18 protein-coding genes are annotated in these 17,268 nt (G+C 28.6%); 11 read left to right on the top strand and 7 right to left on the bottom strand.

The window, feature by feature from the left end; genetic code table 11:
• Positions 1-14: 14 nt before the first annotated feature.
• On the top strand, positions 15-1,403 hold the full coding sequence (locus CSBG_RS15605) for an aspartate ammonia-lyase (RefSeq protein ID WP_008681068.1): 1,389 nt from the start codon (positions 15-17) through the stop codon (positions 1,401-1,403).
• A 155-nt stretch (positions 1,404-1,558) separates the two neighbouring features.
• Here the strand turns inward: CSBG_RS15605 and CSBG_RS15600 are convergent, their stop codons facing one another.
• On the bottom strand, positions 1,559-3,166 hold the full coding sequence (locus CSBG_RS15600; RefSeq protein WP_008681066.1) for a sigma 54-interacting transcriptional regulator: 1,608 nt from the start codon (positions 3,164-3,166) through the stop codon (positions 1,559-1,561).
• Positions 3,167-3,415: 249 nt separating this feature from the next.
• On the opposite strand from CSBG_RS15600, the gene CSBG_RS15595 reads away from it, so the two are divergent.
• The 4 genes from CSBG_RS15595 to CSBG_RS15580 are packed head-to-tail and all read left to right on the top strand — an operon-like array spanning position 3,416 to position 6,559.
• On the top strand, positions 3,416-4,378 hold the full coding sequence (locus tag CSBG_RS15595; protein ID WP_008681064.1) for a N(4)-(beta-N-acetylglucosaminyl)-L-asparaginase: 963 nt from the start codon (positions 3,416-3,418) through the stop codon (positions 4,376-4,378).
• A gap of 16 nt (positions 4,379-4,394) precedes the next feature.
• A complete protein-coding gene (locus CSBG_RS15590; protein ID WP_008681062.1) occupies positions 4,395-5,003 on the top strand; it encodes a copper homeostasis protein CutC in 609 nt (202 codons plus the stop codon).
• 30 nt (positions 5,004-5,033) lie between these two features.
• A complete protein-coding gene (locus CSBG_RS15585; RefSeq protein WP_008681060.1) occupies positions 5,034-6,221 on the top strand; it encodes a malic enzyme-like NAD(P)-binding protein in 1,188 nt (395 codons plus the stop codon).
• Between the two features lie 23 nt (positions 6,222-6,244).
• The gene (locus CSBG_RS15580; protein WP_008681058.1) at positions 6,245-6,559 is read left to right on the top strand and encodes a PTS lactose/cellobiose transporter subunit IIA; all 315 of its coding nucleotides are present in this window, start codon (positions 6,245-6,247) and stop codon (positions 6,557-6,559) included.
• Positions 6,560-6,696: 137 nt separating this feature from the next.
• Here the strand turns inward: CSBG_RS15580 and CSBG_RS15575 are convergent, their stop codons facing one another.
• A complete protein-coding gene (locus tag CSBG_RS15575) occupies positions 6,697-7,680 on the bottom strand; it encodes a P1 family peptidase (RefSeq protein ID WP_008681056.1) in 984 nt (327 codons plus the stop codon).
• A gap of 234 nt (positions 7,681-7,914) precedes the next feature.
• On the opposite strand from CSBG_RS15575, the gene CSBG_RS15570 reads away from it, so the two are divergent.
• Positions 7,915-8,598: a GTP pyrophosphokinase family protein gene (locus tag CSBG_RS15570; RefSeq protein ID WP_008681055.1), complete on the top strand. Its 684-nt coding sequence runs from the start codon at positions 7,915-7,917 to the stop codon at positions 8,596-8,598.
• 64 nt (positions 8,599-8,662) lie between these two features.
• Here CSBG_RS15570 and CSBG_RS15565 read toward each other — a convergent pair whose 3' ends face one another.
• Positions 8,663-9,397 (bottom strand): NAD-dependent protein deacylase, encoded by a 735-nt coding sequence (locus CSBG_RS15565; protein ID WP_008681053.1) that lies wholly within the window; start codon positions 9,395-9,397, stop codon positions 8,663-8,665.
• Positions 9,398-9,653: 256 nt separating this feature from the next.
• Here CSBG_RS15565 and CSBG_RS15560 point away from each other — a divergent pair, with 256 nt between their 5' ends.
• The 4 genes from CSBG_RS15560 (at position 9,654) to CSBG_RS15545 (ending at position 11,693) form a co-directional block, all read left to right on the top strand.
• On the top strand, positions 9,654-10,514 hold the full coding sequence (locus CSBG_RS15560) for an AraC family transcriptional regulator (protein ID WP_008681051.1): 861 nt from the start codon (positions 9,654-9,656) through the stop codon (positions 10,512-10,514).
• Between the two features lie 214 nt (positions 10,515-10,728).
• Positions 10,729-10,938 carry a hypothetical protein gene (locus CSBG_RS15555; RefSeq protein ID WP_008681049.1) on the top strand — a complete coding sequence of 70 codons (210 nt, stop codon included), beginning with the start codon at positions 10,729-10,731 and terminating at the stop codon, positions 10,936-10,938.
• Between the two features lie 37 nt (positions 10,939-10,975).
• The gene (locus CSBG_RS15550; RefSeq protein WP_008681047.1) at positions 10,976-11,476 is read left to right on the top strand and encodes a DNA topology modulation protein; all 501 of its coding nucleotides are present in this window, start codon (positions 10,976-10,978) and stop codon (positions 11,474-11,476) included.
• A gap of 4 nt (positions 11,477-11,480) precedes the next feature.
• Positions 11,481-11,693, top strand: a complete 213-nt coding sequence (locus CSBG_RS15545) for a hypothetical protein (protein WP_207635935.1) — start codon at positions 11,481-11,483, stop codon at positions 11,691-11,693.
• On the opposite strand, the gene CSBG_RS15540 is transcribed toward CSBG_RS15545, so the two are convergent.
• The 4 genes from CSBG_RS15540 to CSBG_RS15525 are packed head-to-tail and all read right to left on the bottom strand — an operon-like array spanning position 11,665 to position 14,378.
• Positions 11,665-12,111 (bottom strand): gamma-glutamylcyclotransferase family protein, encoded by a 447-nt coding sequence (locus CSBG_RS15540; RefSeq protein WP_008681043.1) that lies wholly within the window; start codon positions 12,109-12,111, stop codon positions 11,665-11,667. The genes CSBG_RS15545 and CSBG_RS15540 overlap by 29 nt on opposite strands.
• On the bottom strand, positions 12,111-12,752 hold the full coding sequence (pcp, locus tag CSBG_RS15535; RefSeq protein ID WP_008681041.1) for a pyroglutamyl-peptidase I: 642 nt from the start codon (positions 12,750-12,752) through the stop codon (positions 12,111-12,113). Before pcp ends, CSBG_RS15540 begins: the two co-directional genes overlap by 1 nt.
• 21 nt (positions 12,753-12,773) lie before the next feature.
• On the bottom strand, positions 12,774-13,703 hold the full coding sequence (locus CSBG_RS15530; protein ID WP_008681040.1) for a DUF979 domain-containing protein: 930 nt from the start codon (positions 13,701-13,703) through the stop codon (positions 12,774-12,776).
• A gap of 9 nt (positions 13,704-13,712) precedes the next feature.
• Entirely contained in the window at positions 13,713-14,378 is a 666-nt protein-coding gene (locus CSBG_RS15525; protein ID WP_008681038.1) for a DUF969 domain-containing protein, read from the bottom strand.
• Positions 14,379-15,531: 1,153 nt separating this feature from the next.
• Between CSBG_RS15525 and CSBG_RS15520 the strand changes: the two genes are divergently transcribed.
• Positions 15,532-17,229: a PTS transporter subunit EIIC gene (locus CSBG_RS15520; protein WP_008681035.1), complete on the top strand. Its 1,698-nt coding sequence runs from the start codon at positions 15,532-15,534 to the stop codon at positions 17,227-17,229.
• Positions 17,230-17,268 lie beyond the last annotated feature (39 nt).

The following is a 17,268-nucleotide window of genomic DNA, read 5'->3' as shown; positions in this document are numbered from 1 at the left end:
TAGGAGGTACTAAAATGGAATATAGAAAAGAAAGAGACTCTATTGGAGAAAAATATGTTGAAAAGGATGCTTATTATGGAGTTCAAAGTTTAAGAGGATATGAAAACTTTAGAATAAGTGGATTAAATATAAATAAAGAGTTTATAAAGAATTTAGCTATAGTAAAAAAGGCATGTGCAATTACAAATGAGAAAACAGGAGAATTGAAAAGAGAATTAAGTAATGCAATTATTAAAGCTTGTGATGAGATATATGATGGAAAATATTTTGAGCAATTTATTATAGATCCTATTCAAGGTGGAGCTGGAACTTCAATGAATATGAATATAAATGAAATAATAGCAAATAGAGCAAATGAAATATTAGGATATGAAAAAGGAGAGTATTATCCAGTTCATCCAAATGATCATGTAAACATGGGACAATCAACAAATGATGTAATTCCTACTGCAGCTAGTATAACAGCATATAAATTATTAGTTAAATGCATAAAAAATATTAAAGTTTTAGAAAGTGCATTAAATGAAAAGGCTAAGGAATTTACTGATATTATAAAAATGGGAAGAACAGAAATGCAAGATGCAGTTCCTATAAGTTTAGGTTCTGAATTTAAAGCATTTTCACTAGCTATAGGTAGAGATGCTAACAGATTAGAAAATGTTAAGGACTCATTATTAACAGTAAATTTGGGAGGAACAGCTGTAGGAACAGGAATAACGGCTACTAAAGGGTATATAAAAGAAGTTACAAAAGTATTAAAAGAATTATTTGGAGAAGATATAAACCAATCAGAAGATTTAATTGATGGAACTCAAAATCTCGATAAGTATGCTGATATTTCTTCACAATTAAAGGTTTGCGCTGTTAATTTAAGTAAGATTTCAGGTGATTTAATATTAATGTCATCAGGGCCAAGAACTGGTTTTGGAGAAATAAAATTGCCTTCAAAGCAAAATGGTTCTTCAATTATGCCAGGAAAGGTTAATCCAGTAATGCCAGAAGTAATGAAGCAAATAGCTTTTCAAATAATGGGAAATGATTTAACAATAACTATGGCAACTCAAAGTGGACAATTAGAGTTAAATGCTTTCTATCCAATAATCATGCATAACATATATGAATCTATAATAATATTAACAAATGGTATAGAAACATTTGTAGAAAATTGCATTAAGGGAATTGAGGCTAACGAAATAAGATGTAATGACCTTGTAAATGGAAGTATAGGAATTGTAACTGCTTTAGCACCAGTATTGGGATATGAAAAAGCTGCATATATTGCTAAGAAAGCCTTAAATACAGAAAGATATGTTAAGGATGTTGCTATTGAAGAATGTGGTATGCAAGAAAATGAAGTAAGTAAGATATTAAACATTAAAGATATGATAAACTTAGTAAGCTAATAAAGAGATTGTATATAAGTATCTAGTTCTAAAAGTAATAGCTTAGTTTATTTGAAAATTAAATAAATTATATGATAAATTAAAAGCACCTAATAAGAATAATCACATCTTATTAGGTGCTTTTTATTTTGAAAATCTAAAAATTAATCTGCAAGTTATAGTTTAGAGGTATCTAATTTATTAATGCAGTATATAGTAAATGTCATTAAGAAAATAAATTCTAAGTCAGATAAATTTATATTATATGTTTTTTCAATTAAAGATTTAATCTCCATAGCTAATGGACAGTAGTCCTTATATATAGACTTTAATTTATTTAATGAAGGTAGAGTAGAGTAATCCATAAGATCGATTCTGTCATAAATCATATCGATATGGATGTTAAAGAAAGTTTTAAAATCACTATTAGAAAGTTTTTCATTTATCTTATCATCTAATTCTAATAGTTTAGATAATAGTTCATCATATGCTGATTGTTCAAAATTAAAATTATAATTAGCCTTATTTTCAATTACTAAATCTATATATTTAGTAAAATAATTAATAATCAAATTTGTACAATTTTCTTTATGATGTATAGCACTATCTATATTATTTATAAAATCCTTGTAACTTGATAAAATCATATGTTTTTGTTTTAAAAATGAATGGCTTGTTATCTCTGTATTCTTATCATAAACAAAGTATCCATCTACTGAATTAAGAGATTCAATAAGTAGTTTTTCTCTATCTAAAGGATTATTAAGTGCTCTTTTAATATCCAAAGGTAAATCTGGACTATTTATTTTTATATGCTTTTTATTATTTATAAAATACTCAGAATAAGCATTAGCCACAGCAAGAATAATATCATTTTTTAATTGTCCAACATTATACGGACAATCATAGGACAATAAACATAACATTGAATTTTTTGATACAAGTACAGGTTTATCTAGTTTTATACTTTCTTCTTTAATAAAAGATTCTATTAAGGTCAATCGTTCTTCTAAAAGTCTTTCATTTAAATCAGGTAAATTTATCTTTATAGGGATTCTTCTTATAAATGTATCTAATAATGATGAATTTATATCTTTGTTAGTAGCGCATATTATACGAGCAGAGGATTTAATTCTTTTAGATACTTCTCCTAATCTCTTAAAGTATCCAGTATCCATAAAGACAAATAACATTTCTTGGCCTTCACTTGGTAGATTATGAATTTCATCTAAGAATAAAATACCGCCATTTGCTTCTTCTATTAATCCAGGTCTATCTTCATTAGCTCCTGTAAATGTACCTTTTTTTACTCCAAATAACTGAGCACTTAATAGTTGAGTATTACTTGAATAATCTGAACAGTTAAAATGAATGAAAGGCATATCTTTTGTATCATCTAAAGAATTAGAATACTCATGCATAAGCTTTGCTAGCATAGATTTACCAACTCCTGTATCTCCGATTATTAAGGAGTTCATACCATTTGGAGGATATAGTATTGCAGTTTTAGCTAATTTAATTGCAGGAGCAAGGGATGGATATAAATAACTTAGTTTATCCATTGAGGATTTCTTAGAAAAATCGGTAGCATTAGGATTATTAAAAAAATATTTTACTGGACGACTATTATTTTTAAAAAGCTTTCCTTTTTTTAATAATATGTTTAAATCTTTGCTTACATTTGAACGCTCCAAATTAAGATATTTACTTATATCTAAAGTCGTTATACCATCACCATTATCGAGGTTTTTAACAGTATTATAAATTAAATCTATTCTTTTCATAAGTGCACCCTTCTTATAAATTTATTGTTTGTATAGAAGATATATGTAATTTGTATTGCTATTATTAAAAAATTTAAGTTACTGTATTAAAAATAAATTAAATTATTATTATATGTATCATTTTACAATACACTTATATGCAAAGGCAATTAATAGTTATAATATTCTTTAAAATACTACTTACATACAATGTTGGCATAGATATTGCTTTTAATAATTGCATAGTTAATTGAAGTGGAGGAGAGACTTATGAAATATGCAATGATAGCAACATGGAGAATGGCAGTCGAAGGAATAACTAGTTCAGCAGAACTATTAAGGGATGAAAAATCAGCAGGAGATGCAATAGAAAATGCAATAAAAATGGTAGAAGACTTTCCTTTCTATAAATCAGTAGGATATGGTGGGTTACCAAATGAAGAATGTGAAGTTGAGCTAGATGCTGCTTATATGGATGGTGATTCCCTTTCAATTGGGGCTATAGCTGGAATTAAAGATTTTAAGAACCCAATTAGTATAGCAAGAAAATTAAGCAATGAGCAAGTGAATTGCTTTTTACAGGGGCTAGGTGCAGAAGCATTTGCCCATAAAAATGGTTTTGAAAGAGTTAATATGCTTACAGATAGAGCAAAATTACATTATGAAAAGAAAAGAAGAGAAATTGCAAAAGAAGGGTTGAGCCCATATGATGGACATGATACAGTTGGAATGGTGGCACTTGATTCTAATAAGAAAATGGTAGCAGGAACATCTACGAGTGGCTTATTTATGAAGAAAAAAGGAAGAGTAGGGGATTCACCATTATCTGGTTCAGGTTTCTATGTAGATAGTGAAGTTGGAGGTGCTACTGCAACAGGTCTTGGAGAAGACTTAATGAAGGGATGTATATCTTATGAGATAGTAAGATTAATGAAAGAAGGGCATCATCCTCAAGAAGCAGCTGATATGGCAGTTGAAAAATTAGATAAAGAGCTTATAAGAAGAAGAGGTAAGGCCGGTGATTTATCAGTAGTAGCATTAAATAATAAAGGGGAATTTGGAGTTGCAACAAATATTGAAGGTTTCTCATTCTCAGTAGTTACAGAAGATTTAGAGCCAACAGTCTATGTGTGTAATAAACAAGAAAATGGCAAAACTACTTATGAAGTAGCAAGTCAAGAGTGGTTAGATGCATATTTAAAAAGAATTAAATCACCTATAACATTTGACTAATATAAGGAGTAAATTTATGAATATATATGAAGCTTGTGTTGGAAATTACAATGAAGCTGTTAGAGCTGAAGCTTTAGGAGCTAATAGAATAGAGCTTTGTGATAACCTTTTAGAAGACGGAACTACACCTAGTTTTGGAACAATTAAAAAGGCTGTAGAAAAGTTAAATATTCCAGTGATGGTTATTATAAGGCCAAGAGGTGGAAACTTCGAGTATTCTGAAGATGAAGCTGATATAATGATACAAGATATTAAATTGTGTAAAGATCTAGGAGCATATGGTGTAGTAATAGGGGCCTTGAAGGGAAATACAATAGATTTAGACTTAACTAGAAAAATGGTAGAAGCAGCTAAACCAATGAAAATAACATTTCATATGGCTTTTGATAGTATTGATGATAAAAAATCTGCAATTGATGATTTAGTAAAGCTTGGAGTAGATAGAATATTAACTAAAGGTGGATGTGAAAATGCTCTTGCAGGAAAAGATAAGCTTAAGGAATTGGTAGATTATGCTGAAGATAGAATCATCATTATGCCTGGAAAAGGGGTTAATAGAGATAATAGAGAGTATATTTTAGAGTATACTGGATCTAAAGAAATTCATGGAACTAAAGTTGTTTAGGTTTAGCGAAAAGAAAGAAGGGTGATATACTTGAATATATATGAGGAATCTTTAGAATTTCATAAACAAGTAAAAGGAAAATTTGAAATAACTTCAAGAGTAGCTATAGAAAATGAAAAAGACTTAAGTTTAGCATATACTCCTGGTGTTGCAGAGCCTTGTAGAGAAATACATAAAGACCCAGAAGCAGCATATGTTTATACAAGAAAGTGGAATACAGTAGCAGTTGTATCTGATGGAACTGCAGTTTTAGGCTTAGGGGATATTGGACCTTTAGCAGCATTACCAGTAATGGAAGGAAAAAGTATACTATTTAAGAATTTTGCTGATGTGGATGCATTTCCATTAGTATTGGACACAAAGGATACTGATGAAATAGTTGAAACAATAGTTAGAATATCTCCTACTTTAGGTGGAGTAAATCTTGAAGATATATCAGCACCAAGATGTTTTGAAATAGAAAAAAAATTAAAAGAAAAATTAGATATGCCAGTATTTCATGATGATCAACATGGAACAGCGATAGTGGTTTTAGCGGCTTTAGTAAATTCATTAAAGATAGTAAATAAAAAGTTAGAAGATCTAAAGGTTATTGTTAATGGAGATGGATCAGCAGGTAGTGCTATTACTAGATTGTTGTTATCATCTGGAATAAGCAATTTAATAGTTTGTGGCAAGGATGGAGCAATATATAAGGGTATGAATTATCCTAATGAATCAATAAAAGAATTAGCCTCCATAACGAATCCTAATAATGAAAAAGGTAAATTAGGTGAAGTTATTAACGGAGCAGATTTATTTATTGGTGTATCAGTTGGAAATGTTTTGACTAAGGATATGGTATCAAGAATGAATAAAGATGCTATAATATTTGCTATGGCAAATCCTATTCCAGAGATATTTCCAGAAGAGGCGAAGGCTGCTGGAGCAAGGATAGTTGGAACAGGAAGATCGGATTATTCAAATCAAATAAATAATGTATTAGCTTTTCCAGGAATATTTAGGGGAGCGTTAGATGTTAGGGCAACAGAAATAAATGAAGAGATGAAAATTGCAGCTGCTTATGCTATAGCAAATTTTGTTTCAATAGAAGAGTTAAGTGAAGAAAAAATTCTTCCAAAGGCATTTGAAAAAGGTGTTGGGGCAGCAGTAGCAGAGGCTGTAAAAAAAGCAGCAGTAGAAACAAAGGTAGCCAAAGTAGTAAAAGTGCAAAAGTAGATAAATAGTGGAGGATGGAATAAATGGATAATTTAGAATTAGTATCATTTCAATTAATTAGTAATGTAGGAGAAGCAAGATCAGCTTTATTTGAAGCTATGAGAGCTGCAAGAGAAGAATGTTTTGAAGAAGCAGATAAATTAGTAAGGGATGCAGAAGATTCATTGATAAAAGCACATGAATCACATAGTTCTCTAATTATGCAAGAAGCATCAGGAGATAAGGTGCAAATATCATTACTTTTAATGCATGCAGAAGATCAATTAATGACAACAGAACTTTTAAAAGGAATGGCAAAGGAAGTTATTTTAACTCATAAAAAGTATTCAAATAAATAATAATTAAATATCAGATTAAATGTTAACATAAATTTAGGAAAGATTTTATAGATAAAATAAATTAATAAAAATATAGTTAAAAAATCTCTATATAAATGGTTTTACTCTATACTATTTATATAGAGATTTTTTATATATTAAAATTTATTATTTAATGTGTCTATCAGTGAAAGTCTACTATTTCCATCCCTACCTATAAGAGTTTCATTATTATATAATGAAGTCATAATTGCATCTTCACAGGCTTCAATAGAAGCTCTAAATACTATATCAATTTTATTTTCATGAATTTCCTTTATATTAATTATATCAGTAGTTTGATAATGAGGAATTATATTAGCAGTAGAGAATCCTATTACGATATCACCACTTCCATTTCCTAAATATGATCCTAACCTTGCTAATGAAGCACTCATTCTTTTACAAACCCTTTTTAGTTGACGTGATGACAATGGTATATCAGTAGCAAGTATCATCATAATGCTACCTTTTTCTAAAGTTTCATCATCAATATCTGAAAAACTAATATTATCGAAAATAAAGTCTTTTTTTAATCCAAAATTACTTAATACAAGAAGACCTACAGTGTACTCTTGTCCATCTAGCTCAATAATACGAGAAGCAGATCCAATACCACCTTTCATTTGGAAACATGACATCCCTCTACCAGCCCCTACGCTACCAAGTTCAAAGTCGATAGTTGCATTATGAATAGCTTCATAGACATCTTCTTCTTTTACAGCACAAGTACGAATATCGTTAAGGTAACCATCATTACATTCCCCTACAACAGTATTAACAGTTCCTGTTTCTTTACCGATATCAGGATTATCCTTTAGCATATGTTTTACAATAGCTTGCTGAACAGTACCTACATTTAAAGTGTTTGTTAGACCTATAATACTTTCTAAAGTTCCAAGTTCATCAATTTGAATTAAACCACTCGTTTTTCCAAATCCATTAATTACATAAGATGATGCCACATATTTATTTTGAAATATATTATCTTCACTTGGAATAATAATAGTTACACCTGTATGAATATCTCCATTATCAATTGTTTTATGACCAACCTTTATTCCTTTAACATCAGTAATTTTATTTAATCTTCCTGTTTTCATTTATATCTCCCATTTTAATACCTATTTTATTAATTATTTCCATATAATTATAACATACTAAAGATTTAAGAATTAATGCTAATTTATATAAAAGCTATATATAAATTGATTATATATTATTTATTTAGAATATTTAAAATAAATTATTAATATATAGTTAAGATTGATGCTTTTATATTTAGCTAATGTTAATATAAAAATATATTCAAATTAGCTAAGATAAAGGGTGATTATATGTTAAAAAATGTTGGTAAAAAAATTTTTAGAGAAAGAATAATAAATGAGGATTTTTTGGATGCCATACAAAAAAATATAATGCCAATGAATGAATTAATGGCGTACTATCGTTGTGCAATTATGGAAGTTGAAACAAAATTTAATGTATTAAATGAAGAATTTTCATTACAGTATGATAGAAATCCAATAGAAAATGTAAAATCTAGATTGAAGTCTACTGATAGTATTATAAGAAAGCTTAAGAAAAAAGAGTTACCTTTTTCACTGGAAGCAATGCAAGAAAATATAAATGATGTAGCTGGCATAAGAGTAATTTGCTCATTTCCAGAAGATATTTATATGTTAGCGGACTGTTTATTAAATCAAGATGATATTAAGTTAATTACAAAGAAGGATTATATAAAAAATCCGAAAAAAAGCGGATATAGAAGTTTACATTTAATTATCGAAGTACCAATTTTCTTGAAGAATGAAAAGAGGTATATGAAGGTAGAGGTGCAGCTTAGAACGATAGCTATGGATTTTTGGGCAAGCTTAGAACATAAATTAAGATATAAGAAAAATATTTCCCTAGAGGAAGCTGAAATTATCAGTAAAGAGTTACTTGAGTGTTCAGAAATTAGCGCAACTTTAGATAAACGTATGGAAGATATACGAAATAGAATTGAAAAAAGGTTATAATATAAGGTAATATAAGGTAATATAAGGATAAACATTAATTAAGCTGTCACAAGGACAGCTTAATTTAAAATAAAATTGCTTCACTTAATACTTTGCCAATAGAATCATGAATAACTAAATTTGCATTATTATCAGCAGAAGTTGTACTCTTATTAATTAGAATTAAATTCTTACCTTTAAAGTAATTTATAAGTCCAGCAGCAGGATAAACAACAAGTGAAGTTCCACCTATGATTAAAGTATCTGCTTCAGATATTGCTTTAATAGAACCTCTAATTACAGAATCATCTAAGCCTTCTTCATATAAAACCACATCAGGTTTAACTCTTCCACCACATTTAGTACAAGTAGGTACACCTTTAGATTCTAGTATAAACTTTTCATCATAAAATTCATTACAACTACTACAATAATTTCTTAAAACAGATCCATGAAGTTCAAAAACATTTTTACTTCCAGCTGCTTGATGAAGTCCATCAATATTTTGAGTTATAACAGCTTTTAATTTTCCCATTTCTTCAAGCTTAGCTAACGCCATATGTGCTTCATTAGGTTTTGCTTCAGGATATATAAGTTTAGCTTTATAGAAATTAAAAAACTCTTCAGGATATCTAATATAAAAGCTATGTGATACTAACTGTTCCGGAGTAAAGGTTATATTAAGTTTTTCATTAAAAAGACCATTAGAACTTCTAAAGTCAGGAATACCTGATTCAGTTGATACACCAGCTCCACCAAAGAATACTATGTTACTACTTTCTTTTAAGATTTGAGTTAATTGTTCTATTTTATTTTCCATTAAATCATCTCCAAAACGATATTTATTACTTCTATTATCATATAAATAAAATTCTAATTAAAGTATATCTATAAATGAAGATAAAAACAATTTTAAAAATTGCTTTACTTTCCATTTTAAAGAATGTTACATTCATTATATGAGTGGAAATACTTTACAAACGGAAGTAGCTTTAGAGATTTGACAAAATTGAGCAAGCCTGGTTAGGAATTATAAATTTTAATATCTTACAATGAATATATGAGGTGAGAAGAAGATGAATTACATTCAAAGCATACAAAAATCAATTGATTATATGGAAAATCATATTTTAGAAGATATTAATTATGAAGATGTAGCAAGACATGTTTATATGTCAAATTATCATTTTCATAGATTATTTAGTATGATAACAGGCATAACAGCTAACGAATATATAAGGAAAAGACGTTTGTCTATGGCTGGACAAGAAATTTCTATGTCAGATGCTAAAGTTTTAGATATTTCATTAAAATATGGATATGATTCACCAGAGAGTTTTTCAAAAGCATTTATGAGGTTTCATGGAGTTACACCAAATATAGCAAGACGTTCGGGAATGAAATTAAAATCTTTTAATAGCCTTGTAATAAAAATTTCATTGGAAGGTGGAACGGTTATGGATTATAAAATCGTAAAAAAAGAAAGTTTCAAACTATTAGTAAAGGTTAAGGAGTTCAGAGTAGAATCAATTTCAGAAGATAATAATGAAGATATACCTAACTTTTGGAATGAATGCGCAGAGAATGGTGTGTTTGATGTATTAAAAAGTAACACAACAAATCATGATATTTATGGCGTGTGTAAACCTATATCTAAAGAAAGTAAATACTTTGATTATGGGATTGCTATGAAATATGATGGTGGTGATGTTCCAGAAGGTTATAAGGTTTGGGATGTACATCCTACATTGTGGGGAGTTTTTAAATGTGTAGGAGAAAATGGTGATTGTATTGGTGAAATGTGGAATAGAATATTTAATGAATTTTTACCAAGCTCAGATTATACTATGTTAGATGATATTGATTTTGAATTTTATAAAGAAGATAATAATACAGATTGTTTTTGTGAAATATGGATACCTGTTGAAAAGAAATAAATGAGATGGAGCTATAGTATATAATATAAAATTTAATATGCTATAGCTCCCTTAAATTCTTATAAATAGATCTTAGTTTAGTATATTGGTAAGGATTTTAATAATAGCATAAAGGTTTATATGGATAAAAATATATATTGATATAATACAATTATATAAACATATATTATAGAGAAATAGTATATTAGTGTATAAAAGGATGGTAGGGAATTAAATGAAAAATAAAGAAAAAATATTATTAGGTTTAACATGCTTTCTAGGAGGAGTTGTAGCTGGTTTTATTATTGCACCAATTAAGCAGGGAGTTTATTTAGGAAATAACTGTGGGAGTCATTGTGGAAATAACTGTGGAAATACTGTGAAAAATGATGAGGAATTAGAAAATATTGTGGATAATAATATAGAGGAAAATGAGGGCTTGTAATAAATATATTATTGATATACGTAGGAGATAAATAGATATGAATAGAATTATAATTATTGGATGTGGAGGAAGTGGCAAATCTACATTAGCTAGAAATTTATCTAAGAAGACTAATTTACCAGTAGTTCATCTTGATAAGATATTTTGGAAAGAGGGATGGATAAATATATCAAGAGAAGAGTTTAATACTTTACTTAAAGAAGAATTAAAAAAAGAAAAATGGATAATAGATGGTAATTATGATAGAACAATAAAGGAAAGAATTGAAATGTGTGATACTGTTATCTATTTAGATTATCCAAGGATGTCTTGCTTATTTGGTGTTATAAAAAGAGTAGTATCAAGTTATGGTAAAGTTCGTCCAGATATGGCAGATGGATGTCCAGAAAGATTTGATTTAGAATTTTTAAAGTGGATATGGAATTTTAATAAGGAACATAGAGATAAGTTTTACAATATTCTTCAAAAAGAAAAAAATAAACAGATATACATATTTAAAAATAGAAAAGAATGTAATGAGTTCGTAAAAAACTTATAAGGAGATGAGAATTAGAATAATGGCGTTAGGATTTATAGGTATCATAATTTTTTTAGTTCTGTTGTCCTATGTTATTAGAGAAGCAGTAGAACAGGGAGTATTTAATGCATTAAAAAATATGATAAATGGAAAGAAAATGATACTTATAATGAAGGATAAAAAAACTCAGCATATAGCTGAGTTTTTTCCTAAACTTTTAACTCTTTCATTTCCTTAAGCATATATTCTTTCCAATCGCCATTTTCAATATAAATAGCTTCATCTTGGAATTTTGTATCTATATCCTTATTATAGAAATAAGAATAACAATCTTCAAAGCTTTCATCATCAGTTAGTTTTACTTTTACAATTTTTCTTGAATATTCATTATTTGGATTTCCTTCACCTAAGAAGCCTTCCATTTCATCCATAGGTTTAAGTGTTGAATCATAATTTATAAGTTCAACAACTTCACCGACTATGGTGTTTTTTCCAGGTAATACGGCAGGATATCCCTTGTAAGGCATATGATATAATTCAAATCCGCTTATTTCAGCAGGTCTTATAGAATTAATCTTTCCCTTTAAATAAAGGTCATAGTTAAAAAAGCCTTCTCTTAAACTACCATATACAAAAATCTTTAGTTTCTTATTCATTAGCAAATAGCTCCACCTATAGTTTTTATATCTGATGAATTTTCTATGATAGCTTTGAGACTAAGTTCTAGTCCTTTAGATATATCATCAATAGACATAGATGGCATATTAGGCTTTGTAGTTACTTGAGATGGTATGTAAGGTACATGTATAAAACCACCTCTTATATTTGGATATTTTTTATCGATTAAATATAATATTCCATACATAACATGATTACATACAAATGTTCCAGCTGTGTTAGAGACAGAAGCGGGGATTTCGTTATCCATCATTTCTTTAACCATTGCCTTTATAGGAAGGTTTGAGAAATAAGCAGCTTCACCATCTTCAAAAATAGATATATCTATTGGTTGATTGCCCTCGTTGTCTTTTATTCTTGCATCATCTATGTTAATTGCTACTCTTTCTGGAGTAACTCCAAATCTTCCACCAGCTTGTCCTACAGATATAACAACATCAGGCTTATGTTTTATTATATTTTCTTCAATTGTTTCTAGAGATTTTCTAAATACAGTTGGAATTTCTAATTTTATTATTTCACTATTTAAAATAGTATCAGGTAATTTTTTTACAGCCTCTAATGCTGGATTTATATTCTCTCCACCAAAAGGATCAAATCCTGTAATTAATATTTTCATATATAAAGCCTCCCTTAAAATCTAAAATGCTAAGAAGTACATAAGTGGTATATGAATTGCAAGTAATACAATTGCAAATACAGCTTGTGATTTTATAACAGCATTTTTATCTTTAGTTTCTAATAAAGCCACTGGCAATACATTAAAGTTTGCCGCCATAGGTGTTAATAATGTTCCACAAAATCCTGCTGTCATAGCTAATGCTGATGCAATTATAGGATCTCCACCTTGAGCAAATACAAAAGGTACTCCTATACCAACTGTTATAACTGAAAATGCAGCAAAGGCATTCCCCATGATTGCTGTAAATATAGCCATTCCTATACAATAAGCGCATATTCCTAGTAGTATGTTTCCTTCAGGGATAACGCTTGAAATCATATTTGAGATAATATCACCAACACCAGCAGCGGTAAATAGTGCTCCAAGAGCAGCTAGAAGTTGAGGCAATATTGCAGTAGAACCTATAGATTGAAACATTCTATTACTATCTTCAATAAATTCATTAGGTTTAGCCTTTGTTATTATGAATGTTGCAATTAAGGCTATTATTGCAGCAATACCAACAGCAGTTACTCCTGATATTGGTGTAAACTGAGCAATGCCTAAAGCAACTAAAGCTATAATTAATGATGGAATAAATATTTTAATTCCAATTTTAGATGCTTTTAAATTTGCGAAAGTACTGTCTAATTGTTTAATAGTTCCAACATTAATTTGATTAAATGCTGCTAATATACCTATAACTACAATAAGTAGTCCAGTTATCATTGAAGGAATTGCTTCTCCTAATATAAAGATAACTCCAAGTATTCCCCAAAAAAGGGATGTACCGTATTTAGTTTTATGATTTTTATCTTTTAAAGTAAACAACATAGTAAGTAGAAAAAATAAACCTACCATAATGTAAAATACTTGTAATAATATATTTGAAAAAGTATTAATATCCATAAAATTTACCTACCTATTTTTATATTTTTTAGCAAGCTTTTTATCTAGATAATAGTTTTGAATAGCTCCTAAAATAAAAGCTATTATAGCAATTGGAATTGAAGCTTTAGCAATTTGTAATGTGTCCACATTATATCCTAAAGTTTCTAAAGTACCAGCTATAAGTAAAACACCGGAGTTTGCTATAAATACATTTTGTCCAAAGAAATTACCATAGTTATCAGCTGCCGCAGAGTGAGCTTTTATTAGGTCCTCATCTTCTTCATCTAATTCACCATATTTTGAAATTGCAGCACCTTGGGCCATTGGATTAATTAACGGTCTAACAAATTGAGGATGTCCACCAAGTTTAACTGCCATTGCAATAGATAATTCTCTAATAAATAAATATCCAGATATAATTTTTCCAGTAGATAAGCCTTTTACATTTTTTATAAGCATTATTGCTTTTTCTTTTAATCCATATCTTTCACACATTCCTACAACAGGAAGAGTCAGTAAAAATAAACACATTTCTCTTTTTTGAACGAAGGTTTGTCCTAAAGTGGTAAGTATTTCTGAAATACTCATACCAGAAACTAGTCCAGTTACTAATCCAGATACAATTACAACAGCAATTGTATTAAACTTTAATGCAAATCCTACAATTATTATTAATATTCCTATTAACGCCATATTTATCGAATCCTTTCGAAATTTGTAGTAAATTAATCATTTTTTTATAATTATACAATCAGATTTGTATAAAATCCATAGAAAAATCTGATAATTTATAGTAAAAGGTGCTATAAAATTGATAGATATATAAGGAAAACTCTAAATGTTAATAAAATGTTAATTGATTATTTAGAGATTAGTTATAAGTAAAATATGAGCAATACTAAAGTATAAGTAGAATTATTATAAAGATTGGATAGTTAGAAAGGTATTTATTTTCAACAAAATTTAAAAAAGTGTGAACTATTTATAAGTTCAAGATAATAATGACTTTATTTTACTGTTAATTAATAATAAAAAAAGTATGTAGACTTTGGAAATCTATTCATACTTTTTGCGTATTTATAAAATTTAATTATAAGCTAACACAGTATACTAAAAAAAATAAAAAGGACGTTAATAATAAAATAATTGATAAATCTATTCTTAAAGAACTTGCTTTGCTAGTATTATTTTCCAAAAATATCACCTCGTTTAATTTATGTCCAGGTTTACGAAAGTTTAAACAGTTAAAGAAAATTTAATTTTAAAATAAATAGGAATTATTTTATTGTCATAAACGTATATTATATAGTTAGCAATAGTTTGAAAAAATTTATATTTAAAAGAAATAGTAAGAAATAATAAGATTTTTATAAATAGTAAATGGTTACAAGGTTTAATTAACCAAAAGAAAAAAATATCAATTATAATAAAATTAGTAATTTTTATTTAGAATATATATAATAATAAAGTAACAGGGAGTTGGTTTTATGAATAAAAAAACTAAAGAGTTGAATCAATATAAGTTACTCAATAATATGATAAATAAATTGATGGAAAAAAATAAAATAGTAAAATAATAAAAAAATCATTTACATTTAAAAAATGATATGATATTATAATCACATAATTAAATACGTAGTGTGTTACTGGTTATGCAGGCAAGGACTAAAAATATTATAGATATAGCTATATCTATAAGTTTTGGTCCTTTTTTTATTTTTTTTAAATACATTTAAAAAACTTTAATAACTATTGTATAAAAAGGAGATAATAAACCCATAGTAGCACATACTACTGTAGCAATTTATTTTTTATTATATAAATATTTTAAAGGAGGAATTATAAGATGCTACAACAATTACAAAGAATCGGTAAAGCGATCATGCTTCCAATAGCAGCTTTACCAATAGCAGGTATTTTACTAGGTGTTGGGGGTGCATTACTAGGTATATCAGGGTTATCTAACCCACCAGCAGTGTATCAACCATTAATAGCATTTGTTAATATTCCTGTAGTTACAGCAATATTAACAATAATGAAAAACGTAGGAGATATTATATTTGGAAACCTACCATTACTATTTGCAGTAGGTGTTGCAGTTGGACTTGCTAAAAAAGATAAAGGAACTGCAGGTTTAGCTTCAATATTTGGTTTCATAGTTATGAACCAAGTTATATCTTCAATGTTAGCATTAGGATTAACTCAATTAGGAGTTGTTACTCCAGATGCAGTTGGTGGATATAGTACTTATGTTACTACTAACTTAGGTATATTTACATTAAATATGTCAGTTTTCGGTGGTATCATCACAGGTATAGTTACAGCAATATTACACAATAAATATCATACAATACAATTACCACAAGTTATTGGATTCTTCTCAGGATCAAGATTTGTGCCAATAGTAACTTCTTTAGCTATGGCAATAGTTGGTGCTTTATTAGCATTTATTTGGCCGGTAGTTCAAAATGGTATAGGAGTACTTTCAGAATTAGTTAGAAATGCAGGTGCTATAGGAACATTCTTCTATGGAGTTATTGAAAGAGCATTAATTCCATTTGGATTACACCACGTATTCTATACACCGTTCTGGTATGGATCATTTGTTGAAGGACAAATATTAGTAGATGGAGTATGGCAAACAGTTGCAGGAGCTAACACAGCTTACTTTGCTCAATTATCAAGCATGAGTAGCTTAGTTGGAGCTTCATCAGCAGATATGGCTACAGTAGTTGCAGGTACTACAAGATTTATGGCTGGTAAATTCCCATTCATGATGTTTGGTCTTCCAGCAGCAGCTTTAGCTATGTATAAGACAGCAGCTCCAAGCAAGAAGAAAGCTGTTGGATCATTATTAGCATCAGCTGCAGTTACAGCATTGCTTACTGGTATAACTGAACCAATAGAATTTACATTCTTATTCGTTGCACCAGTATTATATGGAGTTCACTGTGTATTAGCAGGTTTATCATTCATGTTAATGGATATACTTAATGTATTTATTGGTATGACATTCTCAGGTGGATTAATAGACTTTACATTATTCGGTTTATTACCAGCAGGAGCAGGAGTTCCTACTAACTGGTTAAGATTAGTCTTAGTTGGTATAGTTTATGCGGTAGTTTACTACTTCTTATTCTTATTCTTAATTAAGAAATTCAATTTAAAGACTCCAGGTAGGGATGAAAGCGAAGAAGAAGTTAAACTTTATTCAAAATCTGATTATCAAGAAAAAGCAGGTATTCCTCAAGCTGATATTAATGAAAAGTCTGGTAACAAGAAAGCTGGAAAAAATAATGAAATAGTTGAAAAAGCTCCAGCAGTTTTAGCAGCTTTAGGTGGAGAAGAAAATATAGTTAGCGTTGATGCTTGCATAACAAGATTAAGAGTTGAAGTTAAAGATAAAGCAAACGTAAATAAGGATCAATTAAAATCTTTAGGTGCTGCTGGTGTAGTTGAAGTTGGTAACGGAATTCAAGCCATCTTTGGTGCTAAAGCAGATGCATACAAGAATGAAATTAAAAACATCTTAGATATAGATTAATATTTAATAGCGTATATAGTTGTTAAATAAAATAAAAAA

The organism is Clostridium sp. 7_2_43FAA (genome assembly GCF_000158375.2).
In the GTDB taxonomy this organism is placed as follows: domain Bacteria; phylum Bacillota; class Clostridia; order Clostridiales; family Clostridiaceae; genus Clostridium; species Clostridium tertium.
This window is presented reverse-complemented; position numbering and strand designations above follow the sequence as displayed.

What these genes read in the sequence shown, in the direction of transcription:
- CSBG_RS15570 (WP_008681055.1), top strand. Translation starts at nt 7,915, where the DNA reads ATGTTAAAAAATGTTGGTAAAAAAATTTTTAGAGAAAGAATAATAAAT.
- CSBG_RS15595 (WP_008681064.1), top strand. Translation starts at nt 3,416, where the DNA reads ATGAAATATGCAATGATAGCAACATGGAGAATGGCAGTCGAAGGAATA.
- CSBG_RS15550 (WP_008681047.1), top strand. Translation starts at nt 10,976, where the DNA reads ATGAATAGAATTATAATTATTGGATGTGGAGGAAGTGGCAAATCTACA.
- CSBG_RS15590 (WP_008681062.1), top strand. Translation starts at nt 4,395, where the DNA reads ATGAATATATATGAAGCTTGTGTTGGAAATTACAATGAAGCTGTTAGA.
- CSBG_RS15540 (WP_008681043.1), bottom strand. Translation starts at nt 12,111, where the DNA reads ATGAATAAGAAACTAAAGATTTTTGTATATGGTAGTTTAAGAGAAGGC.
- CSBG_RS15555 (WP_008681049.1), top strand. Translation starts at nt 10,729, where the DNA reads ATGAAAAATAAAGAAAAAATATTATTAGGTTTAACATGCTTTCTAGGA.
- pcp (WP_008681041.1), bottom strand. Translation starts at nt 12,752, where the DNA reads ATGAAAATATTAATTACAGGATTTGATCCTTTTGGTGGAGAGAATATA.
- CSBG_RS15580 (WP_008681058.1), top strand. Translation starts at nt 6,245, where the DNA reads ATGGATAATTTAGAATTAGTATCATTTCAATTAATTAGTAATGTAGGA.
- CSBG_RS15605 (WP_008681068.1), top strand. Translation starts at nt 15, where the DNA reads ATGGAATATAGAAAAGAAAGAGACTCTATTGGAGAAAAATATGTTGAA.
- CSBG_RS15600 (WP_008681066.1), bottom strand. Translation starts at nt 3,166, where the DNA reads ATGAAAAGAATAGATTTAATTTATAATACTGTTAAAAACCTCGATAAT.
- CSBG_RS15530 (WP_008681040.1), bottom strand. Translation starts at nt 13,703, where the DNA reads ATGGATATTAATACTTTTTCAAATATATTATTACAAGTATTTTACATT.
- CSBG_RS15560 (WP_008681051.1), top strand. Translation starts at nt 9,654, where the DNA reads ATGAATTACATTCAAAGCATACAAAAATCAATTGATTATATGGAAAAT.
- CSBG_RS15520 (WP_008681035.1), top strand. Translation starts at nt 15,532, where the DNA reads ATGCTACAACAATTACAAAGAATCGGTAAAGCGATCATGCTTCCAATA.
- CSBG_RS15525 (WP_008681038.1), bottom strand. Translation starts at nt 14,378, where the DNA reads ATGGCGTTAATAGGAATATTAATAATAATTGTAGGATTTGCATTAAAG.
- CSBG_RS15545 (WP_207635935.1), top strand. Translation starts at nt 11,481, where the DNA reads ATGAGAATTAGAATAATGGCGTTAGGATTTATAGGTATCATAATTTTT.
- CSBG_RS15575 (WP_008681056.1), bottom strand. Translation starts at nt 7,680, where the DNA reads ATGAAAACAGGAAGATTAAATAAAATTACTGATGTTAAAGGAATAAAG.
- CSBG_RS15565 (WP_008681053.1), bottom strand. Translation starts at nt 9,397, where the DNA reads ATGGAAAATAAAATAGAACAATTAACTCAAATCTTAAAAGAAAGTAGT.